A 19,748-nucleotide genomic window follows, 5' to 3' on the forward strand; every position below is an offset into this window, starting at 1 on the left:
GTCCAACGCTTGATTTCTTCTTCCATCATCACGCTCATGGGTGCCTCCTTCGCAAAGTAACACCTGAGCAGGAAATCACTGGGTCATTACATGAACGACTTGTATGCAAAACCCATCAAACGTCGGCTGCCGAAGCCGAGCGGCGTGTGCAAGCCGCGATTGAGGCAGCAGATGAGTCGCGACGGTGCGCTGATCAAGATCTGACGGAAGCCTCGGAGCTGATCGAGGATCTTAACTCCCAGCTACTGCTGGAACGCGAGAGCAAAGATGCCCTCAGCCAAGCACTAGAAGATTCCAAAGGAGAAGCCAAGGAACTAGAGATCAAACTGGCCCGGATCGACGAACAGCTTGTCAGCGAACGCGAGCAAACGCAGCGATTGGCGTCCGAACTAGCAGCTATGGAGGGTGCGCAAGTTGAGTTTGGGCGCTTGCAAGGCGAGATCCATGCCCTTACGGAGAAAAACGCGATTCTCATAGGCAAATTGCAGCCTTCAGACGGCTAGAGACGGCCCGATGGGAGCACACCCTAGAGGTGGTAGACGTCCGTCGGATGCAGTGGTGGCCAACTCGGATTCTAATTCAATGCAACATCGTCAGTTTTCCCCTCGACGCAACACCTTCGAACCCGCGACCGTCTCGCGGGAATTGTGAGAGGAAAGGCAATGTTGTCTGTGACAGATAAGAAGAGCTTGGCCGCATTGATCAACGGTATCGGAAGGTTCGACGCACAGTGCGAATCAATCGTGTACCTGTTGCAGAAGCTGCAACAAAAGGCAGGTGACGTACGCTGGAGCATTCATTATGCGGCACCGCTGGAGACGCCGGCGAACCCTGACGGCGCAGGCTGCACGGCCAAGGCGGAGGCCTTGGTTGAGCTAACTACTGCCAATTGGCAACGCCGCAATCATGCGGAGGCAGAAGGATTCGACGAGTCGGATGCGATGCTTCAATCAATCTTGACTGCTCTCCTCCCATTGCTTCAGATTGCGTTGGGAGGGAAGGTCTTCGCAGAAGACCCTGAGCCCGTGCCCAGGGACTTGCTCTGATGAACATGGACCCCAGCTTCGGCTGGGGTCTTCTTTTTTCTCGAGATTGTCCTTGAAAGGTCCCCGGGTGAGGCCGTCATTAGCGCGCATTGATCTTGCTTCGTCAGTGCGAGAGCAGATGACACTTGGGGGCGCGTAAGCTCTGAAGCTTATGAGTGGTTATGGCCAAATCATAATTTATGGTCCAACCATAATTTCCGCATGCCTACTCCACGAGACGTGGCTCGGAGTCTGATTCGGTGCAATAGGTCGCCACGGCCACCGGCGTGGACCAGGGCACTGGAGCTTTCCCGCTATTGCAGGTCTAGATGATCGCGGCCTCAGATCAATTTCTCAGGATCCGACTCGCCTTCCACGCAGATCTCGCACCACCACGAGTAGGGTGCCCGCTCGTCCTCTTGGACATAGGTACATTCCAACGAGAGTCGGCCGCAACGGCCGCACACGATAGTCGGTAGGGAATTCAACGGGACGAATGCCGGTTCGCACGCCTGAGATCAGCCAGCAGGCTTTCGGCAAAAACGCGCAACTGGTGCCCCCTCGGATACTCGCGCGCTAGAACTTTAGCGCGGCGGTGCTGGTTTTCAGGCAGTGCGACCTCCTGGGCCATGCCGTCAAGGACATCTCCTGCCTGCTGCATGGCCTGCAAGGCCTTGTCAGCCTGCCATGCCAGCACGCGCTGATTTTGACTGTGCACGAGGAATGCCACGATCACTGTGAGCGTGAGAGGTGCCAGCACGAACATGGCTGCGAGAAGCGCGAGTTTCCATTTGCATTGTCCTGTCCGCTATGAGTCTGTATTGAAACGTCTGCCCAACCGATATGCCATCGCGCAGAGGATGCGGCGCAGCAGGCGAGGTGCCGGGCGAGGTTCTCGCCGACATGCTTGACGAACAACCGCGAACCCCGTGCCTTACCGCCCGCCCGGGGCTAGCCGGACGGCTCAACCTGAAGAGCTTTCGCTCGTGGCTCGCAAGGGCACGCTTTGGGGACTCCAAGGTGCGCGCTTCGAGGGTTGCGCCAGGATTCTCTAATTCTGGGCGTCGAGCAGGCTCTCCGATCGTAACTTACTTGGCTTCCTGGAACCTTTCTCTCCCTACTGCTTCACCCGGATCAACTGCGCTTCAGCCGGGTCGTATGTGTAGTCGGTGATCGTGCCGTCGCGGATGCGCTCCACGGCCTCGTCGATGGCCTGCAATGGCACCAGGAACCATTCGCGGGGCTTGACCGGGTTGCCGAAGCGGTCGTCGATGGTCAGGTCGACCTGGGCCGGGCTGAAGATGCGGTGGAAAAGGTTCTCCAGCCGGGTACGGCTGATGTTGGATAGCCGGTAGGTGGCCACCACCTCCACGTCCGCCAGCAGGTAGGTCGCATCCTTCGAGGCGTTGGCGATTCGCGTCTCCACCTTGCCACCGGTGACGCCGATCTTGTGGATCAGCTCGCGGTGCTCGGCGATGTACGGCACCTTCGACTTGCTGCGCAGCACGTAGATGGTCCCGGACACGATGTCGTCCGGCTCCAAGGCGTCACCGAACAATGGGCCGGTGTCCGGATCGGAGATCCGCCGGCCCGTTTCGTCCTTGTAGAGCGCTCGCTGCAGTGACCTTTCCAGCAGGTTGCTTTCGGTTTCATTGGAGAAGATCACCCGGAGGCGTGCATTCGTCTCGCCATTTGGCGTGCGCGTTCGCTCCCCTACTTCGGCCACATATGCGATCTGGCCATCCAGGATGAAGAAATTACCCTGTTCGATGCTGGCATCACGCCCGAAGCGCAGTGTCTTGCGCCGCCCATCCTTGATGTCTTGTTCGACTCGCTCGAACAGGGGCTGGAACTGCTCAAAGTCCTCGCAGCGGGTACGATTGGCGATCTCCTCGGCCGCCATGCGCTCGGCATGGCTGACAACATGGCGCAACCGGGTGATGTCATCCTCACCCACTGGCTCATCGGCGCCCAGCTCGGCTAGCAGGGCTTCGTCGTCCAGCGAATCGGCATCGACCGCCGCAGTCAAACCGGAAACGTCGAGCAAGTCCGCCGGATCCATCGGTGCTAGCAGCTCACACGCATCGCTCAAGCCGCGCAGGCGGTCCAGGCGCACGGCATACAGACGCTCGAAGATGTCGCGGTCCTCGCCGTGCTGCGGCGCCCGGCCGTGGGTCTCCACGAAGCGTAGGATGTCCTCAAAGCCGGCGATCAGCCGTTCCTCCAGCCGGGTGTAGGCCGCCGCCTTGACCGGCGCGACCTCCACGCCCAGCGCGTCCAGCAGCTCATCGTCTTTCATGTCAGCCATTGCCACCGGACTCCCGGGCCCTAGCCTCGGCCTGGTAGCGGGCCAGGGCGGCGACACCCTCGGCCATGCGCTTCTCCCAGGGATCGGCCGCATTGATGTCGGGCAGGCGTCCCTTCTCGGTCTTGAAGGCGAGCGCACGGCGGGCCAAGTTGCGTGCCTCGTCGATGGGGATCTTCACGCGCTTGGCGGAAATGCTGGCCTGCACCTGGCGCAGCACCTTCTCGTCCATGGCCCGGGCGAGCACGGAATACGCTGCCTCAAACGGATTGATCCGGTCGATCATGTCGATGTCCAGATCGCGGACATTGAAGAACTTGCGCACCCCGTCAATGAGCGCGGTGTTGGCGTACTCGCCTTTCTCCTCGGCCAAGGCCAGCGCCTGCTTGGCCTGCTGGGTGAGGTTGAGCGCGGCGATGGCATGCTGGCGAACGGCCTCCTGGTCGCTTTGACTCAGATCCGGGTAGCGATCGCGTACGATCTTGCCCATCTGCACCTGGGTCAGCTCCTCCGGCAGGGTCTGGTCGTTGAACAGACCCTGCTCCAGCGCCGACCTGTCCTGCACGAAGGCGGTGATGACCTCGTTGAGGTCCTCTTTGCAGATCCGGCTGGCTTCCTGCGATTCCGGCATGCTCAGGCCGCCGACCTCCACGTGCACCTGTCCGGTGGCGGCATTGACGCCGATATTGTTGCCGCCTTCGACATAGCCACCTTCGTATTCGAAGCCTTGCAGCTTGCCCTGGTCCTTGGGCGTGAATTCGAAGCGCGGCGCCAGCACCTGTTCCATCAGCAGGCTGGCGGCAATGGCTTTCAAGGTGTCGTTCACCGCAGCCACCACCTCCGTCTCGCCTGCCGCCGGTTCGGCAATCAGGTTCGTGAAGCGAGACCGCTCCTTGTCTGGCGCATCACGGGTGGCCCGGCCGATGATCTGGACGATTTCGGTCAGACTGCTGCGATAGCCGATGGTCAGGGCATGCTCGCACCAGATCCAGTCGAACCCTTCCTTGGCCATGCCCAGAGCGATGATGATGTCCACATTGTCGCGGTTGTTCTTCTGCGCCGGATCTTTCAGCGCGCTGAGCACCCTGGCGCGCCTGGTGGCATCGCTATCGTCGACAAGATCGGCGACCTTCAATACCGTGCCATCCGCCCGCTCGACCCGATGAAACCCGGTTGCGCCATCGACACCCTTCCAGGTGCCCAAGGCCTCCATGATTTCCTCCACTTCCCGGTACTTGTCCTGCAGGCTCTCGCGCGAGTTCACGTTCGGGATGTGGACGATGGTCTTGAGCTCCGGATCGAGCACCTTGGCGATCGCATCCAGGTACCGGCCCGTGTAGAAGTAGTAGCTGATCTCCAGCGACTTCAGCCACGTGTAACCGTTCAACTGCTCGTAGTAGGTGTAGGTCACCGTCTCGAAGCGGTTTTCGTCCTGCGGCGCCAGAACCGCGGCCGAGTCGCCACGGAAATAGGAGCCGGTCATCGCCACAATGTGGACCGATTCCGCAGCAATAAGCTGGGTGAGCTGGCGGCCCAGCACGTTGTCAGGATTGGCGCTGACGTGATGGAACTCGTCCACCGCAATCAGGCGGCTATTGAAGGCGGCAATGCCGTATTCTTCCACCGCGAAGCGGAAGGTGGCGTGGGTGCAGACCAGCACTTTGTCTTTGCTTTCCAGGAAGCGGCCGACCGCCCTCACCTTGCTCCTGTCGACCTTCTCCTCATCGTCGCCGGGGGCATTGCACAGGTTCCACTGCGGCTGCACGATCCAATCTGCCCAGAACCCGTGCTCGGTCAGCGGCTCATCGGCAAAGCTGCCACCGATGGACTTCTCCGGGACCACGATGATGGCCTGCTTCATCCCCTGGTTGTGCAGCTTGTCCAGCGCAATGAACATCAGGGCGCGGGACTTGCCCGAGGCCGGCGGCGACTTGATCAGCAGGTACTGCTCGCCGCGCTTGGCGTAGGCGCGCTCCTGCATGGGCCGCATGCCCAGTTCGTTGATCTTGCTGGACGCGCCGGTGCGGGCGGTCGCGATCGAAACCGACGGGATCGCCTTCGTGCCTTCTGATGTCATTCTGCCCTCCTCTTCTTCGGCTTGGACTGGCTCGCCGTCATCTTGGTGTACAGGTCGAAAAGCTTCTCCAACCGTTCGGTATCGTTCTTGAACCTGCGGCCGATGTAGATACGTTCCAGCGTCTCATCGTTCTTCTCATGCGCACGCCGCAGGTCGTCCGGCATGTCTTTCGGGTCGTAGAGATCAGCGATAGTGGCCGGGAAATGCGCTTCTCTGACCAACAATATCTCTTGGGCACTTGCGGTCAGATCAGCCTTGTTTTGCTCAGTAAGAGTTGGGACCGGGAAGGTGTTCCAACCCAAAGTGTTGGAATAGGAAAAACGCATTTCCAACCGAACGCATACAGCACCGACCCACACCCAATGGAGTCGCGATGCAATGAGCCCGAAATTCCAAAGTTGCGCGTCATACATCGCGAACGCCTTGTTATGAACTATGGCCTCATCGGACAACAAAACTACAGGCAGGTACGGGCGATTCTCCGAACTGACAATAGGCACCACCATCAATCTCTCTCTTGCCTCATACTGGTCGCGAAAGCGCCACGGCGTATCAACCAACCTCTGCGCCTGCGCATCTTTCTGCTTTTCCATTCGAGCCGCCCTAACACCTTCTATTCGCGACTCGATGCCTGGAATTCTCCTAGCAGCCTCCACAGTCTCATTTGTAATCCAAAGGCAAGCTCTAGGCGATCCGTTTATACTTTCTCGTGCCCCATACAAAGGCCGGATGAACTCAGCAGAATGCGGCTCAGCATGTACTAGCGCTTCAGCCTCACTCCGGGAAAGCATGAGGTCGTTTGCGTAATATGGGTGGTTCCCGAACTGTAAAGCCCCACGCTCGTCCGGAACTTGAGCTCTAGCCTCCACAAAAACATCCATACCGGACACCAAGTAAGCATTGATGTTCGATACGGAGCGCACGATGGATGCGCCACTCTCATCCTCAAAATACAGTTGCTTGCGCGTTCCTTGACGACGTGTCATGCCAATGATCGACACGGTCACTCCTGCATTCTTCGCAGCCAGGTTTGTCCACTTGAACGATGGAACTGCGAAGCGAATTTCAACACCATCACTCAGCAAGGTCCGCCACAACGACGAAACTTGAATTCCTTGGCAAATCGAGTTGGTCGAGACAAAAGCTACGTCGGCTTCTGTTACAGCCATGTAATCAACGGCCTTCATGAACCAGCCGGACACATAGTCCAAGGAAAGCGTGTCCTTGGCACGCCCCTGAAAGACTGCTTTCAATTCGCGCTTTTGCTCATTGGTTTGATATTTGCGCCCGATGTAAGGCGGATTGCCGCAGATGTAGGTTTCGCCGCCTGCATTCGCAAAGTCAACTTCCGCCTGATCCAGCGGTGTGTTGAATAGATCATCACCGACCAGCTTCACACGTGTCTCTGTCGGTGGCCAAAGTTCCAGCCAGTCAAGGCGGAGCGCATTCCCACATGTGATCCAGTTCTGGCTATCTAGCGGCAGCACGTCCTTCAGCGCCTCTTTCTGGCCGCGATACAGCACATCGCACTGGTATTCGGCAATGATCAGCGCCAATCGCGCAATTTCGGCAGGGAAGTCGCGTAGCTCGATGCCGCGGAAGTTGTTGATCGGGATTTCCGACGCCAGCTCTGACTCGTCGCGCCGCCGGTTGATCTCGGCTTCGATCTCCCGCATTTCCTTGTACGCGATGACCAGGAAGTTGCCGCTGCCGCAGGCTGGATCGAACACCCGGATGTGGGCCATGCGCTTGCGCAGGTTCAACAGCTTGATCTTGTTGTTACCGGCCGCTTCCAGCTGCGCCCGCAGATCGTCCAGAAACAGCGGGTTCAGCACCTTCAGGATGTTCGGCACGCTGGTGTAGTGCATACCCAGGGCGCCGCGCTCCTCGTCGTCGGCCACGGCCTGGATCATCGAGCCGAATATGTCGGGGTTGATCTCCTTCCAATCCAGTTGCCCGGCCTGGTAAAGGTAGGCGCGGGCGGTACGAGTGAACTTCGGTACCTCTGTGCTGCCGGAGAACAGTCCACCGTTGACGTAGGGGAACTCGATCGCCCAGCGCGGCAGGCCCGCGGCGGCGCGCTCCTGGGTCTTGGTGTTCATGGTGCGGAAGATGGTTTCCAGCACCTCGTGCACATTGCCACCGTCACGCTCGGTCATCCGATCGACCGTGGCAGTGAACAGCCTGGTGCCGGGGAAGATGTCGGTGTCTTCGGCGAAGAACGAGAACACGAGCCGGGCCATGAACTTGTTCATGTCCGGGCGCCGCGCGGCCGTGGCCCACTCGGGGTTTTCGCTCAGCAACTCGACGTACAGCTTGTTCAGGCGCCCGGTGGCGCGGACGTCGATGGGGTTGTCCTTGATCTCCTTGATGGTGGAGATGCCGGCCAGCGGCAGGAAGAAGCCGAAATGGTCGGGGAACTGCGGGTAGTCGGCGGCGATGGCTTCGCCGGTGGCCAGCTCCTCGGCCTCCAGGGTGGTGCCGTCGGTGGCCAGGATGAACTTGACCTTTGCCTTGGCGGTGCCGGGGCTGACCTTCAGCGCGCTGAGGGTCTGCCCGACCTGGCCCGCCTCGGTCACGGCGATATGGATGTAGTTGCGCTGCAGCACCCCGCCGGGCAAGTCGGAGTGATTGGTGTTGCCCTTGCGCAGGCGATCGATGGTGACGGTCTTGTTGCCAAACGCCGCCAGGAACTGGAACGGGAACTCCGCAGCTTCGAAAGGTTGTAGGGCGAGGTCGGTCAGCGCTTGTTCGATCTCAACGGCGTTCATCGTGCGGCACGGGCTCCGTTTCTTGCACAGCGAATCGGAGGAAAAGCGGTGCGGCAATATCCCCCACGAGTCCGCCAGCCGGCCGCCGCCGCAGATGAGGCGGGCGGCGGTGGAAATTCGGCCTTCAGGCGGCGATAGCACCAGTGTAGTGGAGGCCACCGCGCCGGGCGAAACGCTCGCACGTTTCGGCGCGGCTGTCTCACGGCGCCTTGGGATGCCTGTGCGGCGGCTTAGGGCACGGCTGCCGGGGCATTTCTTCAGTCCGGGGCCACCGCGGCGTCCGCAAGCATCCCATGTTCGGGCGGCGATGCCACCTCGTAGCCGCCCAGTTCCGCGGCGACGTGCTTCAGCAGACCAAGGTGGGCAAGACGCTCGATGAAGCGGTTCACCGGGAGGTAGAAGTTCGGGATCAGTGCGTTCTCCCCCTCCGTGAACGCCCAGAAGTCGAGCGACCGCTTGCGGTAGCCGGCTTCGCGGGCCTCGCGCCGGGCTCGGTACTGGGCCAGGAACAGCCCGTAGAGATCACTGTCGATCGGGAAACGGCTCTTGATCCACTGGAAGACGTCTCGGTTATTGAAGCGGTCGCCCGGGTTGTGGCGCCGCACAAAGTGCCGAAGCAGGCAAAGGCGCCATAGGGCGGGCGCGACGCCGTAGATCCAGTCATCCTCATCTGGCGCCATACAGACCCGGTCCAGAGCGGACGGTAGACCTCGCCGCAACTCGACGAGCTTGTCGGTGGCTTGGGCCTCAAGGTCGGCGGTCAGGCGCGCGACCCGAGCGGGCGCGACCCGGCCGGGAAGCTCGGCCAGGGCTGCCAGGTGCGGGGTTCGCAACTGCTGCCGCATGTACGCCCTGCGACCCTTCTTGTCCTTCGCGTCCTGCCGTAGTGTTTCAAGCCGCTGTCGGGCCTCCCGTTGCTCGCACAGGGCTTGTTCCTCGATCTGACGGTTGATCTCATCGATGCGCGCGTCCAGTTGGCGCTTGGACTCGGCCCAGGCGGCTTCCTTCGCCGGGCAAGAGATCCAAGCGCGGTTGCCGGGTTCGTCCAGCACCAGCCGCTCGAACGCATCCGGATCATGCGGGGTGTCCCGATCCATTCCGGAAAGGTCGATCTCGATCATCCGGTATCCGCCGGCGCGCACCCGTTGCGCCTTCTGCTCATCCACCGCGTGGGTGTAGCGGATCTCGATCAACAGCTCCCCATCGGCGTCAATGGCGTGGACGTCGGGAGTGAAGCCGTCCATGACGTACTCCGGATGGACCTCCCGCAGGACAGACTCGTAGCCGGGGATGTCGATCCGCTCGCCCTCGTGCGGGCGACGGAGGTTGTCACGACCGGCCGGTGGGTTGGGCTTGTCGAGCAGGTTGCCTCCCCAGCTTGGCAGGAGTACACGCATCCGGTCGGCGATCACCTGCTTGGCGCGCAGATGGATGCCGGTCTCGGCCCCGGTCTCGCATGCCACCTCCCCGCAATGGGCGAAATGGGGCACGCGCTTGCTGCTCGCGATGGCCTTGGCGACCAGCGGCTGATGGCAGGCCGGGCAGATGCATCCGCACGCCAGCCCTGGGTCGACTTCCCTTGGCGCCCACACTCGGCCTTCTCGAAGACCGAAGGGAACCCGCAAACCACTGCGGTTCCGAGACGCGCATCCCGCGTCCGGCTGGGGCTGAAGGTGGATAGGCTTGGTCATCATGTGCTTTCCTCTGGGTTGGGGAAAGCTCAAATTGATCGACGGCCATGGACGAAAACAGCTCCAAACCTGACCAAAACACGTTTGCACAGCTTTCTTCGCTGGCAATAGCGGTGCAGTGGCTGGATGGAGAAGGCAGCGCAAGCCGCCCGGGGCACCTGCTCAAGACGCTGGTCACGACCACCGAGGACGCCCTGCGCAGCGGCCAGGCGCCACCCGCGATGGATTCGGGGACGCTGGCCGAGATCTGGCGCCAGGAAATGGCACCGCGAACCACCGATGTCGCCGCGCTGAGGAACAAGGTTGTCGAGGATTGGTGGAAGGCCCGGCAACAGTCTCTTCTGCAGCGGCTGCAGGATCGCAGCGTAGAGCTGCTACCGGTGCTCGAAGTGCTCCGCGGGGGTGGGCGGAGCAATCCGAATCGCTATCGCCTAGCGTTCGAGCCACTGGCGCCGGATTCCACAGTGGAGTTGGATGACGATCAGTCCGGGCAGGAGCCCAGTCAGACGCTGACCTATCGGATCGACTCAGCCCGGCCAGCGCTTTGGCTGCGCCTTCTACTGGGCAGCAAGCCGTTCCCCATCGCCTCCTGGCGCGGCTACATCCTGTTAGGCACGGCCGTCGTGAATTTCCTGCTAATCGCCCTGCTTGCATGGATTCAGTACATGCGGTGGTCGAGGCCGGTGCCCGTAACGACGGACGCCATTGCAGGTCTTCTGGTCACTGTCGCCCTGGCAGGACTGCTTTGGTGGGGGACTCGACCGGTCCGAATGCTTCCCAGCCAGCGGGTCACTCTGGCCTCTGCCCCGTATCTGACGCTCAACCAGCACTCCGGGCAGTTCAGGGCAATGCCCGAGAGCGGGACGGGTGATCGCAGACGGATGTTCTCAGTGGTCCGCCATTGGGGCACATGCACCGCGTGCGCAGCGGAGGTGGATCTGGATGACGGCAGGCTCGAGTTCCCGGGGCGTCTTGTGGGGCGTTGCCATGATGCCCCGACCGAACACGTCTTCAGCTTTGATCCGGTCACACTGACAGGCCAACCTCTGCGCCCGCAGGCGCCGGTTGATGGACGGCTCTGAGCCGAAGTCACGGGGCGTTGGTTCGCTCACTTGGCACACCCCTCCTGCACACTTATCTACCCACCATCGAACCGCTGCAGAGCAGCCGTCCATCCACCAATCCATGAGGTAATCTTCATTTCTTGGATTTGTGGACCGGCCAGCCTTTTTGTAAACACTCGCAGGCCGGAATCAAAGGGGGCAGTCAGATGACTGATGGAGATTCCATGAACAGCGATCAGTTAGCCGGGCACTCGGCAACGGAAAATGACGAGGCACTGGGACGAGAGTCTGAACTCGACGAGATGACCGCAATCTGGGCTCGCGCCAAAGCCGGTGAGCCGCAATGGCTGATGATCCTTGGCGAGAGCGGCACGGGGAAAACGCGACTGGTGCAGGAGTTCTACCGCAGGATCTCAATGGCAGACGACCCCAAAGGGTACTGGCCAGACTCCATCCGGATCAACGGCCAAATTCTTGAATTGAATCCGAGACCCGAGGACTTTCCAACAGCAGACTTCACCGCAGATCTGCCATGGCTGTGGTGGGGAATTCGAAGTATCGATCCTGACCGAAGAAATTCCAGCGAGGCTCGATGTGCGTTCGCCGACGCGCTCGAGCCCTTCACCATGCATATGGAGCCGCTGGTCAGGAAAAATGAGGCTCGCAACGCGGCACTCGATATCGCGGGCGACGCGCTCGCGCTCATACCTGGAATGGCCCTCTATGAATCCTTCTCTGCGATTATTTCAATCTCAAAGAAGCTTGGTCGCGTAGCGAAAGCAGGCAGTCAGGTCAGTCCCCGGGATACTGCAAGCGCAAAGTTCCAGGACCTCAAGAAGCTTATTGTCGACTCCTTAATGTGCTACCTGAAGTCCCAAGTGCCTGTAATTCTTGTGCTGGACGACTGTCAGTGGCTTGACCCGGAGTCCCTCGCGATCATCTCCTCTCTTTGTCACGAGCTGGGGTCCCAGAAGTACAAGTTCATGGTGATATCAACAAGCTGGGAACGCGAGTATCGCAGCAAGGATGGCCACCCCCTTGCCGCGCTACTGGCCCGGGACATGGACACTGGAAAGCCCATGGTTGGCGCCTTCCTTGGCCAGACGCACGAGATGTCCCTGTGCGGCTTGAAAGAGGGCGACGCGGCCAAAATCATGCTTCGATTTGCACCTGGCTTGGCCAGCGATGACATTACGGCCATCCATGCCCGGAGCGGAGGTAACGTTAGGCATATCCATGAACTGTGTAACTACTTGCTCAGGAAGACGCAACACTTTGAAGGTGGTGACCCAGCATCTCGTCTCTCTTTGCGAGGCCGGCGTGAGCTGGAAACGAAGGAAACAGACCTTGACGACCTTGTCGATCTTCGCTTCTCGCAGTTGTCGATCGACATCCAGCGGGCATTGGAGGTCTCCTCCTACCAAGGCGTCCAGTTCAACACGACGCTGACCGCGGGGGCGGTGGATGAGCTGCTGAAGGCGCAACCAAACTTCATCAGCAAGTCAGCGCCCAAGCTCCTTGATGAGGCCGAACGCCCTGGCTCAATGGTTTCAACGGTCAGTGAGTTATCCAAAGAGTTTCTGCCCGGACCGTACTGGAGGACTGTTCGGAAGAGCCTCGATGCGTCAGGTATCGAGGAAGTGGAAGGCGCTTATGGCGCGACCGTTCCGGCGCTGCTTCAGCGTGAGGTTCAAGATCTGGATCAGAATCACATCGATCTGATTGAGAAGTTCGCGAAGTCAACTGCTGATTCGGCGCTTCGCAACCAGTGCCGCGCAGTGCTCATGCAATGGCTCAGCATGTCACAACGGTACGAGTTGGCGTTCGAGCAACTCGCTCTGATTGCCAACTCTGAAACGCTCTATTGGCCTGAGAGCACGCTTGACTTCGCAGAGCATGGGTTGCGAGTGCTTTCGAGATTCGGGGTTCGGCCACCAAACATACCGTCCGGTCTTGAGGTTCAACCTGAACTTTGGGCGATGCTCCTAGCACCAACCGTTTACGAGCATGTCAGAGCTCATGACCACTCGCAGTATGGTGAGGCGTCTACTCTTCAGAAACTTCGCTTACTAGACATGGTTGCGCGAACGAGGGACGCATTCGGACATGTCCTACACGCAGCTCACTCCCACATGATCGCTGCGGACTACACCGTAACTTCACTTCAACGTCTGGATGGAAAGTTGAGTGAGGAGTTGGCAGCAACTATGGGGAACTCATTGGTAACCGCCATGGAACGCTGCGCCCCACTTTTCCAGAATGATCAGAAAATTCGGGAAGGGCTGACCGCTTGGAAGAACGCGGCCCTCGACGTGGCAAACCGAAGCACTTCTGAAATTTCAACACGGCTTGTTCGAGGCTTTACGTCGATTGTCCAGTTGCAGGTCTTTCCAGCACTGGAGGGAAGGGATGCTGATGACTCCGAAGTGAGCGCGCTGTTTAGCCGTGGTGCTGACGATCTTGGAGAAGTCCTAGCATCTCGTTATAAGCATAAGCCTCCCCACGGGACGGAAGGAATTCTGAGCATTCCAGAAGGCCAGTTGATGCTTGCCAGTGCAACTGCTCGCGTGGTTGAGCAAGCAATGCTGGTGAAGCAGGTATTGGCAAGGGACTTCGTTGACATCCTTGAGCCCATGATCGATTCGATTGAGCAAGATGCACGCAATGGGAAATATCTGACAGCCCACCTTGCCACTGCCTTACTTGACTCTGTCATCGCGTCCGCGGACTTCCTGCGTCGTGAAGCGGGGGTCACGAGAAAGCCTGTGGTGCCATCTCAGATGGCAGCCGTGTTCGAGGTGTTCGTGATTGAAGAGCGGGAAGTCCAAGAAGATGAAGCAAGAGTCGCTTCGATCAAAGCGCTCAGTATCGCGGACGAGTACTACGCCCAGTACAGTGGCTCCGTGGAATTTCTCGTAGCACACTCGCGTTCGCTGGTATCGGTTCTGGATCATGACGAAGCATGGCGGAGCACGAATGCGCTCACAGCCTTCGAGAAGATCCTTGAGAACGCAAAAATCGGGAAAGACCCCGAGAGGGTGATGCTCCAAGAGCCCCCACTGTTTCTCCATTGGCTCGAAGTGGCCAGTCGATTTCTGCCCAGCAATTCTTACCAAGACGCCAAGGACGCTATTAGTGCGCTGTACTCGGATGCGGACTTTGGTGACGAGTGATGCTGGCAGAGCTGGGCATGAACCGTGGATGTGAAAAGCGACTTAAAGAGTCCGCTCGGCTGGCTAATCCCCCACAGGGTGTCCACTTTTGCGTAGGAAGTCCCGACCCGCTTTCGCGGGCCGTCCTGTGCATCGTTCTTGTGGAGACACTGTGTGTTGCGATCTATCCCGCACGCAAATGCTTGTACTCACCTTTCAGGGCATCGGCTTGTTGATACCACTTGGTGAAACGTTGCTTCTTCTGAGACATCTCTTCAAGCGCGGCCTTGAGGGAGTTCATGAAGTCTTTGAGCTCCAGTAGATCAGGGAAGTAGGTCTTCAGGAAAACACTTTCATCACCAGAGCCTTCGAGCTCAGAGGCCAGTGATTTACGCTGATTTTCAAGCGTTGTAACGAACAGCTCCAGTCCTTCCCTAAATTTCTTCTCTTTCTCGTAGCTCTGATATGTATCCCAAAGCTCAATGGCGACACCCAGCACCGCCAAGCCCCCATTGACGCCCTTTGCGAGGTTGTGTGCACCCCAAGGAGCAAACTTCAGGTTCTTGCTCAGATCAACGCCAACCTTCTTCCCCACTGACACAACTCCATCACGAAACATGAGGATGGACTTGTTGTTGATGACCTTGCCGTCCAGCAGGTATTTCACACCCTGTTCGCCCAATGAGGAGATGACGGTGTTGAAATGATTGATCTCACCAACGAAGCTTGCTTGCAAAGCCTCCATGTTGAGTTGGACAGTGCGCAGAACCTTGGCATATTCGTCCTGAAGCCTCATGCGAATAATGATGCCTTCTGCACCAACCTCCCGTTCAAAGAAGTTGGACCATGTCTGAAGATCTGCTCCCTTGGCTTGAAGGATCAAGTCAGGGTAGTAATCGATAAGGAAACGTCTGATCTGGCTTTCAGCTTGTTGCGCTTGACCAAACGCTTGGTCTAGTTGGCCACTGAGTTCTTGAACGGTGTCAGTAAGCCTATCCACTTCGGCATCGATCATCGCGCCACGCTCGATGGCCATTGGCAAATGCTTGCCCAGAACGTCTCCGATGATCGCGGTGCGTGTTTCAGCGACAAGCTTGTCAGTGCCACCGCTTGAATGGATCTTGTCCTCGGTGGCTTTCTGGAGCGTTTCGATGTGCGAAAGCTTGCGATACTGCTCCTCGTTCTCGATCCAGTAGTCGATACCTTGATTAAACGGATTGGCGGCCACAGCAACGATGCTCAGGGCGTTCACTTCTTGCTTAGGAAGGCCAACCAGCTCAACAAGACGTTGCCGAATACCTGTGGCTTTGACCTGCAAAGCGGCCTGGTACACCGTTTCATCTTCCAGATTGGCCACATCATCGAAGCGGCTCAAAACGAACACGGTGCGCGACAAAAGGCCCAACTCAAGGAACAGCCACTCCAGTTCTTCCTTGTGGCTTTCCTTGATAGGGTTGACCGGATCCATGACGTACAAAGCAAGATTGGCTTCGCTGACGTACTTTCTGGTGAGGTTCTTGAACGCTTCCCCATCAACTTTCCTTGAGCCATAAAGCCCAGGCGTGTCCACAAGCAGAAGGTTGTCACCTACTTCATATTCCAACACATCGTCTGTCGATTCTTCTTGGGAGATCTTCATGCCCTCGTCATCCAGACGGTTCAACCAGGCTGCGGCAATGGCTGTCTTGCCTTCTGAGAAGCCTCCCACCAAGGCAACCTTCAAGCGCTCACCTGAAACGGCATCAATGGCCGTTGTCAGTTTGTCTTCAAACGCTTTGTCCATCACCACACCGAAATCCTGCCCATCCTTGAGGAACGCAAGAAGATCCCGCAGCAAGCCGATGGCGTTGTCTTGTTGAGCTTTAAAACGATCAAGTGTTGTGTTCAACGTTGTCTCCCCTAAACCATTTCCGTTTCAATCTTAGTGATCAGCGCCTGCATACGGGTAGTGGACAGACGCAACACAGATGCCTGAAGCTTGATGTTCCTCAAGGGCGCGCCGAGTTGTTTCTTCACGTCGTTGCATGGTCCTTGAAGCGTGTCCAGTATGGATTTCCGGCCATCGTTGAGATCCTTCTTCAGTTCAGACACAGCCTTCGACAGGTTCTCATCCACGGCTTTGCGTTGCTGGGACTTCTTGAAATTGCTATCCACCAAAGCCCACAAAGCTTTGCCAAGGCTTATCACTAGACCCAAGACACTGAATGTAATGATGAGCCAACCTGCTGGGTTAGACACCAGAAGAGAAATGGTGCCGATTGTGGTCAGCACAAGTCCAAGCACGTTTACCCCATTATCCACCTTCAAGTTCAGTGAGAACTTCGGATCGACCTGGTCGTGCATCTGAGAGCCTGCGATTTCACCAAGCTCTTGGAGATGCTTTTGGAAGCGCTTGGCGGCCCTTGTGATGGTGTTTTGGAACTGTGTCATCGACGCTTTATATTTCTCCTCAACATCCTCTTTCAGGATACGGGAGTGATCTGACAGCATCGCTTCCATTTCTTTCTCCAGGTCGTCGTTCTTGGCTCCCTTCTCAATTAGGGCATAGACCTTTTTCCGCACACCTGTCTCAAGATCACGTATCACATTGATTGCGTCGTTTCGCAAACTGGATCCCAACTTGGAGACAGCAAGGTCCACCTGACCAAGGACAGCCTTGGTTTCAGTGATGACCTTCTTGGCGTGAGCTTCCATGCTGACCGCATGCCGCTCAAGCTCGCCTACAAAGTCCTGCAACGACTGATTTACCTTGTAAACGTTGGCCAGCTTGATCTTCCTTGGCGCATCAATGGCGATGCTTAGGAGATGATTGGCCAGGTCCGTGAAGCCACTTTTGTCAAGCACCACATCCTTGTCGAACTCCGACATGAAAAGCTTTCGGTCCGAGTTCTTGTCTTGTGTGCGCTTCGTCAGATTGACGAGGGCTTCAGAAGGTGCCAAACGATCAGCCAGCGCAAGAAAAGCTGGGTAGGCGCTTACAGGAAGGACACCCTTGAAGGTACTAGGCAGAGCTTCGCACAGTCCTTCATCCAGATCGGCGATACCGACTGCATCTCTCGTGAACAGGCTGGTCTTGCTCCGAAGAGGCAATGGGTGAGACACGCGCTTGTTGAAGACCGCCCACACTTCCGTTTGCGCACCCAGATGGGCCTTGATTTTCTCTAGGGTTCCCCGCTCCTTGTCGCCATGTTGCGGGCGAGCTGCTTTGCCAGTCACATAGAACACGGCATGAGCGGTTCTGACGGCACCTTCGATCTGGGGATTGACTTTGCCTTGGTCGCCTTCAATGCCCGGCACGTCCAGCAAATCGAATGATGTACCGTCAGCGGTAAAGGTATAGCGCTGATTGGCCAGGGTATAGTCAGGACTGCCGTCACCGATGATCGCTCCATCAGCGTGCTGAAGAAGCTGTGGCATAGCCGACAACCGGTGAGCCAAAGTGTCCTCGGCACTTGTAAACGCGGCTTCGGCGGCCAATTGCTCTTTCGATGCCTGCTGAAGCTCTTCCTGCTGACTTTGTTGCAAGGCAGTGATCCGGTCTTGTACTTCAAGACCAGGCTCAGGCGTCTTCTTGAGCTTGAGGAGATCGATGAGCTTTTCCCACCATGCGCGTGCTGAGCGGGAGGCTTCGGCTTGCTGGACCAGTTGGTCACGCTCCACCTCCAACGCTTTCAGCTGAGCGGGCCCGTCATATTCCAATGTCTGGATGCGGGTTTTGGCTTGCGTGATGGCGAGACGAGCGCTTTCAATGTCCTCACGGATAGCTTGGAGTGCAGTGTCATCTAGACCCAAAGAGGCTTTCAGAGCATCGAACTTGCGATGCTGTTCCACCTTGGTGGGTTCGCCAAAATAAAGACGCAGGCCTTCGATGATGGTGGACTTGCCGGCGTTGGTTTCACCGTACAGCGCCACGGTGAAAGCCTTCCAGTTGGCCGAAGCCTTAAGATCTTCTTGGTTGCGTGCGACCTTGGCATGCATCACGCTAAGGGCGGCAAGGATCTCGCTTTGCACAGCGACATCATCATCGTCGTCTGTTTCGACTTCTAGAGCACGAATAATATCCCGCACGCTATTGATGACATAGCTGTAGATATCTTCTGGTGAGGAAGCGTCAAGAAAAACCAACTCCCCCACCCCGTGACTTTTAACACCCATACGACACCAGCATGGCGTCGAAGTGACGGCAACCTTGAATACCCATTTTTCCCCTGTTCCTTAGACGCTTCTGTCAGCGCCTCCCTTCTGTTCCTGCTTACCCAACTTCTATCTCACCTTCGCATACCCAAGGTCTCGATCACGCCTGCCAACGAGTTGCGAAGCCAGCCAGGGGATCGCGTCATGAGGGGTTGGTGGCCACAGTGCGGGCACTTGTCGAAATATTCGCCAGGCATCAAGGCATCGCTTCGGGGCGCAACATACTTGCTCCACTTGCAAGCAGAGCACTCATAGACCATCGGTTGAGGCTTGATCGGCACGTCACGTATCCCCTTGTGTGCTTCCTTCCCCTTGCTTGGATCGTCTGGAGCTAGCAGCTTAAAGCCATCCAAAGTATACGCAATGCCTATCCTCGGAAGCGGGTGTTCATGGGTGGACGCCAGACGCAAAGCGGTGCCCTAGAGCGTCAGCCAGTGACCTTCATGCGCACCTTGACCATGCCTTCGATGTCCTGTCGTGATTGGCTGGCAAGGTCCCAGCTGTACATCACCCCTGTAATGACACCCTTGTAATGACCCTCATTGAGAAGGAGAATTTCGAGACATGTCCGGCAAGGAGGGATAGAAGATGCTCCAGCACATTGACATCCCATCCGTGGTGCTGGTTTTTCTCACTCTGGGCGTGTGCGCGCTTGGTCTGCTTTATGCAAGAGCCGAGAGTGTTGACGAAGATCAGCCGCACAAGCCCGAGTGACGCTCGGGTATCAATCTCCCGCCGCGTGTGGGGCAGTCAACCTTTTGATTTGGTGCCTCTGGGTATTTCGGCTGCAAGGCTGGCTGTGGCAGACTGGATCCAACACCAGTTTTCGGAGCCCACCGTGTCTTCACCTTCGTTCCTCAGCACCTTTTACGATGACATGCGAAAAGCACCGATCGGTTACTTCGCCCCGCTGCGCCCCCGAGTGTGGCGATTCGTAGCGCGTGCCTGGCGCAGTTCGGGTTGGCTGGTGGGTCTTGGAGCCCTATTTGAAGCGGCCCAGCTACTCATGGACGGCCGCTTGGACACGTCCGGGCGTGAACTTCACCGATAGCCCGGATCGCCTTGTGCGCCCGGCAACATCACTCCAATAGCGGACAGGAGACAAGGAGATGCAGATGACGGAGCTGGCCCTTCTTGCAGCCATGATCATTTTCGCACCGCTGACGCTCACGGTGATCGTGTGGTTCCTGGTCCATCGGCAGAATCAGCGCGTGTTGGCGGACCGGGCTGACAGGAGCTTGCAAGCGATGCTGCACGCCGGGAGTTTTCTGAGCGCTTTGGCCGAAGACGCCTCAGTGCCCGAAGTGCAGCGCCGACGCGCACAGAACCTGGCGCGTGACTATCCGAGTGGCGATCAACTGAGGGTATTCGCCGAAAGCCTGCTGGACGATCTGAGGCGCGGAACCCGGCAGCCGTCGCAACGATGAGCGCCTCGCCTAGGTCGTGAGTGGTCGCTACAGCCGACTTCT

Annotated in this window: 13 protein-coding genes; 6 read left to right on the top strand and 7 right to left on the bottom strand. The window is 58.0% G+C overall.

All coding sequences use genetic code 11. The features are described from left to right. Both ACW7G3_RS13375 and ACW7G3_RS13380 read left to right on the top strand, forming a co-directional pair. Positions 1-503: hypothetical protein (locus ACW7G3_RS13375; RefSeq protein ID WP_456983347.1), on the top strand; the 503-nt coding region annotated here is incomplete at its 5' end. 159 nt (positions 504-662) lie between these two features. After that, positions 663-1,046, top strand: a complete 384-nt coding sequence (locus ACW7G3_RS13380; protein WP_456983349.1) for a hypothetical protein — start codon at positions 663-665, stop codon at positions 1,044-1,046. Between the two features lie 463 nt (positions 1,047-1,509). Here the strand turns inward: ACW7G3_RS13380 and ACW7G3_RS13385 are convergent, their stop codons facing one another. The 5 genes from ACW7G3_RS13385 to ACW7G3_RS13405 form a co-directional block, all read right to left on the bottom strand. Continuing rightward, positions 1,510-1,791, bottom strand: a complete 282-nt coding sequence (locus ACW7G3_RS13385; protein WP_456983351.1) for a hypothetical protein — start codon at positions 1,789-1,791, stop codon at positions 1,510-1,512. Between the two features lie 351 nt (positions 1,792-2,142). Further along, complete coding sequence (locus ACW7G3_RS13390; RefSeq protein ID WP_456983353.1) at positions 2,143-3,333, bottom strand: GIY-YIG nuclease family protein; 1,191 nt, start codon at positions 3,331-3,333, stop codon at positions 2,143-2,145. Then, the gene (locus ACW7G3_RS13395) at positions 3,326-5,407 is read right to left on the bottom strand and encodes a DEAD/DEAH box helicase (RefSeq protein WP_456983355.1); all 2,082 of its coding nucleotides are present in this window, start codon (positions 5,405-5,407) and stop codon (positions 3,326-3,328) included. Before ACW7G3_RS13395 ends, ACW7G3_RS13390 begins: the two co-directional genes overlap by 8 nt. Next, on the bottom strand, positions 5,404-8,178 hold the full coding sequence (locus ACW7G3_RS13400) for a class I SAM-dependent DNA methyltransferase (protein ID WP_456983421.1): 2,775 nt from the start codon (positions 8,176-8,178) through the stop codon (positions 5,404-5,406). The genes ACW7G3_RS13395 and ACW7G3_RS13400 overlap by 4 nt, the downstream gene beginning before the upstream one ends. Positions 8,179-8,435: 257 nt before the next feature. Then, a complete protein-coding gene (locus tag ACW7G3_RS13405; RefSeq protein ID WP_456983357.1) occupies positions 8,436-9,869 on the bottom strand; it encodes a hypothetical protein in 1,434 nt (477 codons plus the stop codon). A gap of 47 nt (positions 9,870-9,916) precedes the next feature. Here ACW7G3_RS13405 and ACW7G3_RS13410 point away from each other — a divergent pair, with 47 nt between their 5' ends. Both ACW7G3_RS13410 and ACW7G3_RS13415 read left to right on the top strand, forming a co-directional pair. Beyond that, positions 9,917-10,951: a hypothetical protein gene (locus ACW7G3_RS13410; protein ID WP_456983358.1), complete on the top strand. Its 1,035-nt coding sequence runs from the start codon at positions 9,917-9,919 to the stop codon at positions 10,949-10,951. A 206-nt stretch (positions 10,952-11,157) separates the two neighbouring features. After that, positions 11,158-14,106: an AAA family ATPase gene (locus tag ACW7G3_RS13415; RefSeq protein WP_456983360.1), complete on the top strand. Its 2,949-nt coding sequence runs from the start codon at positions 11,158-11,160 to the stop codon at positions 14,104-14,106. A gap of 163 nt (positions 14,107-14,269) precedes the next feature. Here ACW7G3_RS13415 and ACW7G3_RS13420 read toward each other — a convergent pair whose 3' ends face one another. Then, a complete protein-coding gene (locus ACW7G3_RS13420; protein WP_456983362.1) occupies positions 14,270-15,973 on the bottom strand; it encodes a LeoA/HP0731 family dynamin-like GTPase in 1,704 nt (567 codons plus the stop codon). Between the two features lie 11 nt (positions 15,974-15,984). Next, positions 15,985-18,210, bottom strand: coding sequence for a hypothetical protein (locus tag ACW7G3_RS13425; RefSeq protein ID WP_456983364.1), 2,226 nt, complete (start codon positions 18,208-18,210; stop codon positions 15,985-15,987). Between the two features lie 657 nt (positions 18,211-18,867). Between ACW7G3_RS13425 and ACW7G3_RS13430 the strand changes: the two genes are divergently transcribed. Continuing rightward, positions 18,868-18,993: a hypothetical protein gene (locus ACW7G3_RS13430; RefSeq protein ID WP_456983365.1), complete on the top strand. Its 126-nt coding sequence runs from the start codon at positions 18,868-18,870 to the stop codon at positions 18,991-18,993. A gap of 395 nt (positions 18,994-19,388) precedes the next feature. Then, on the top strand, positions 19,389-19,706 hold the full coding sequence (locus ACW7G3_RS13435) for a BPSL0761 family protein (protein ID WP_456983367.1): 318 nt from the start codon (positions 19,389-19,391) through the stop codon (positions 19,704-19,706). Positions 19,707-19,748: the final 42 nt, after the last annotated feature.

This window comes from Luteimonas sp. A478 (assembly GCF_054052025.1).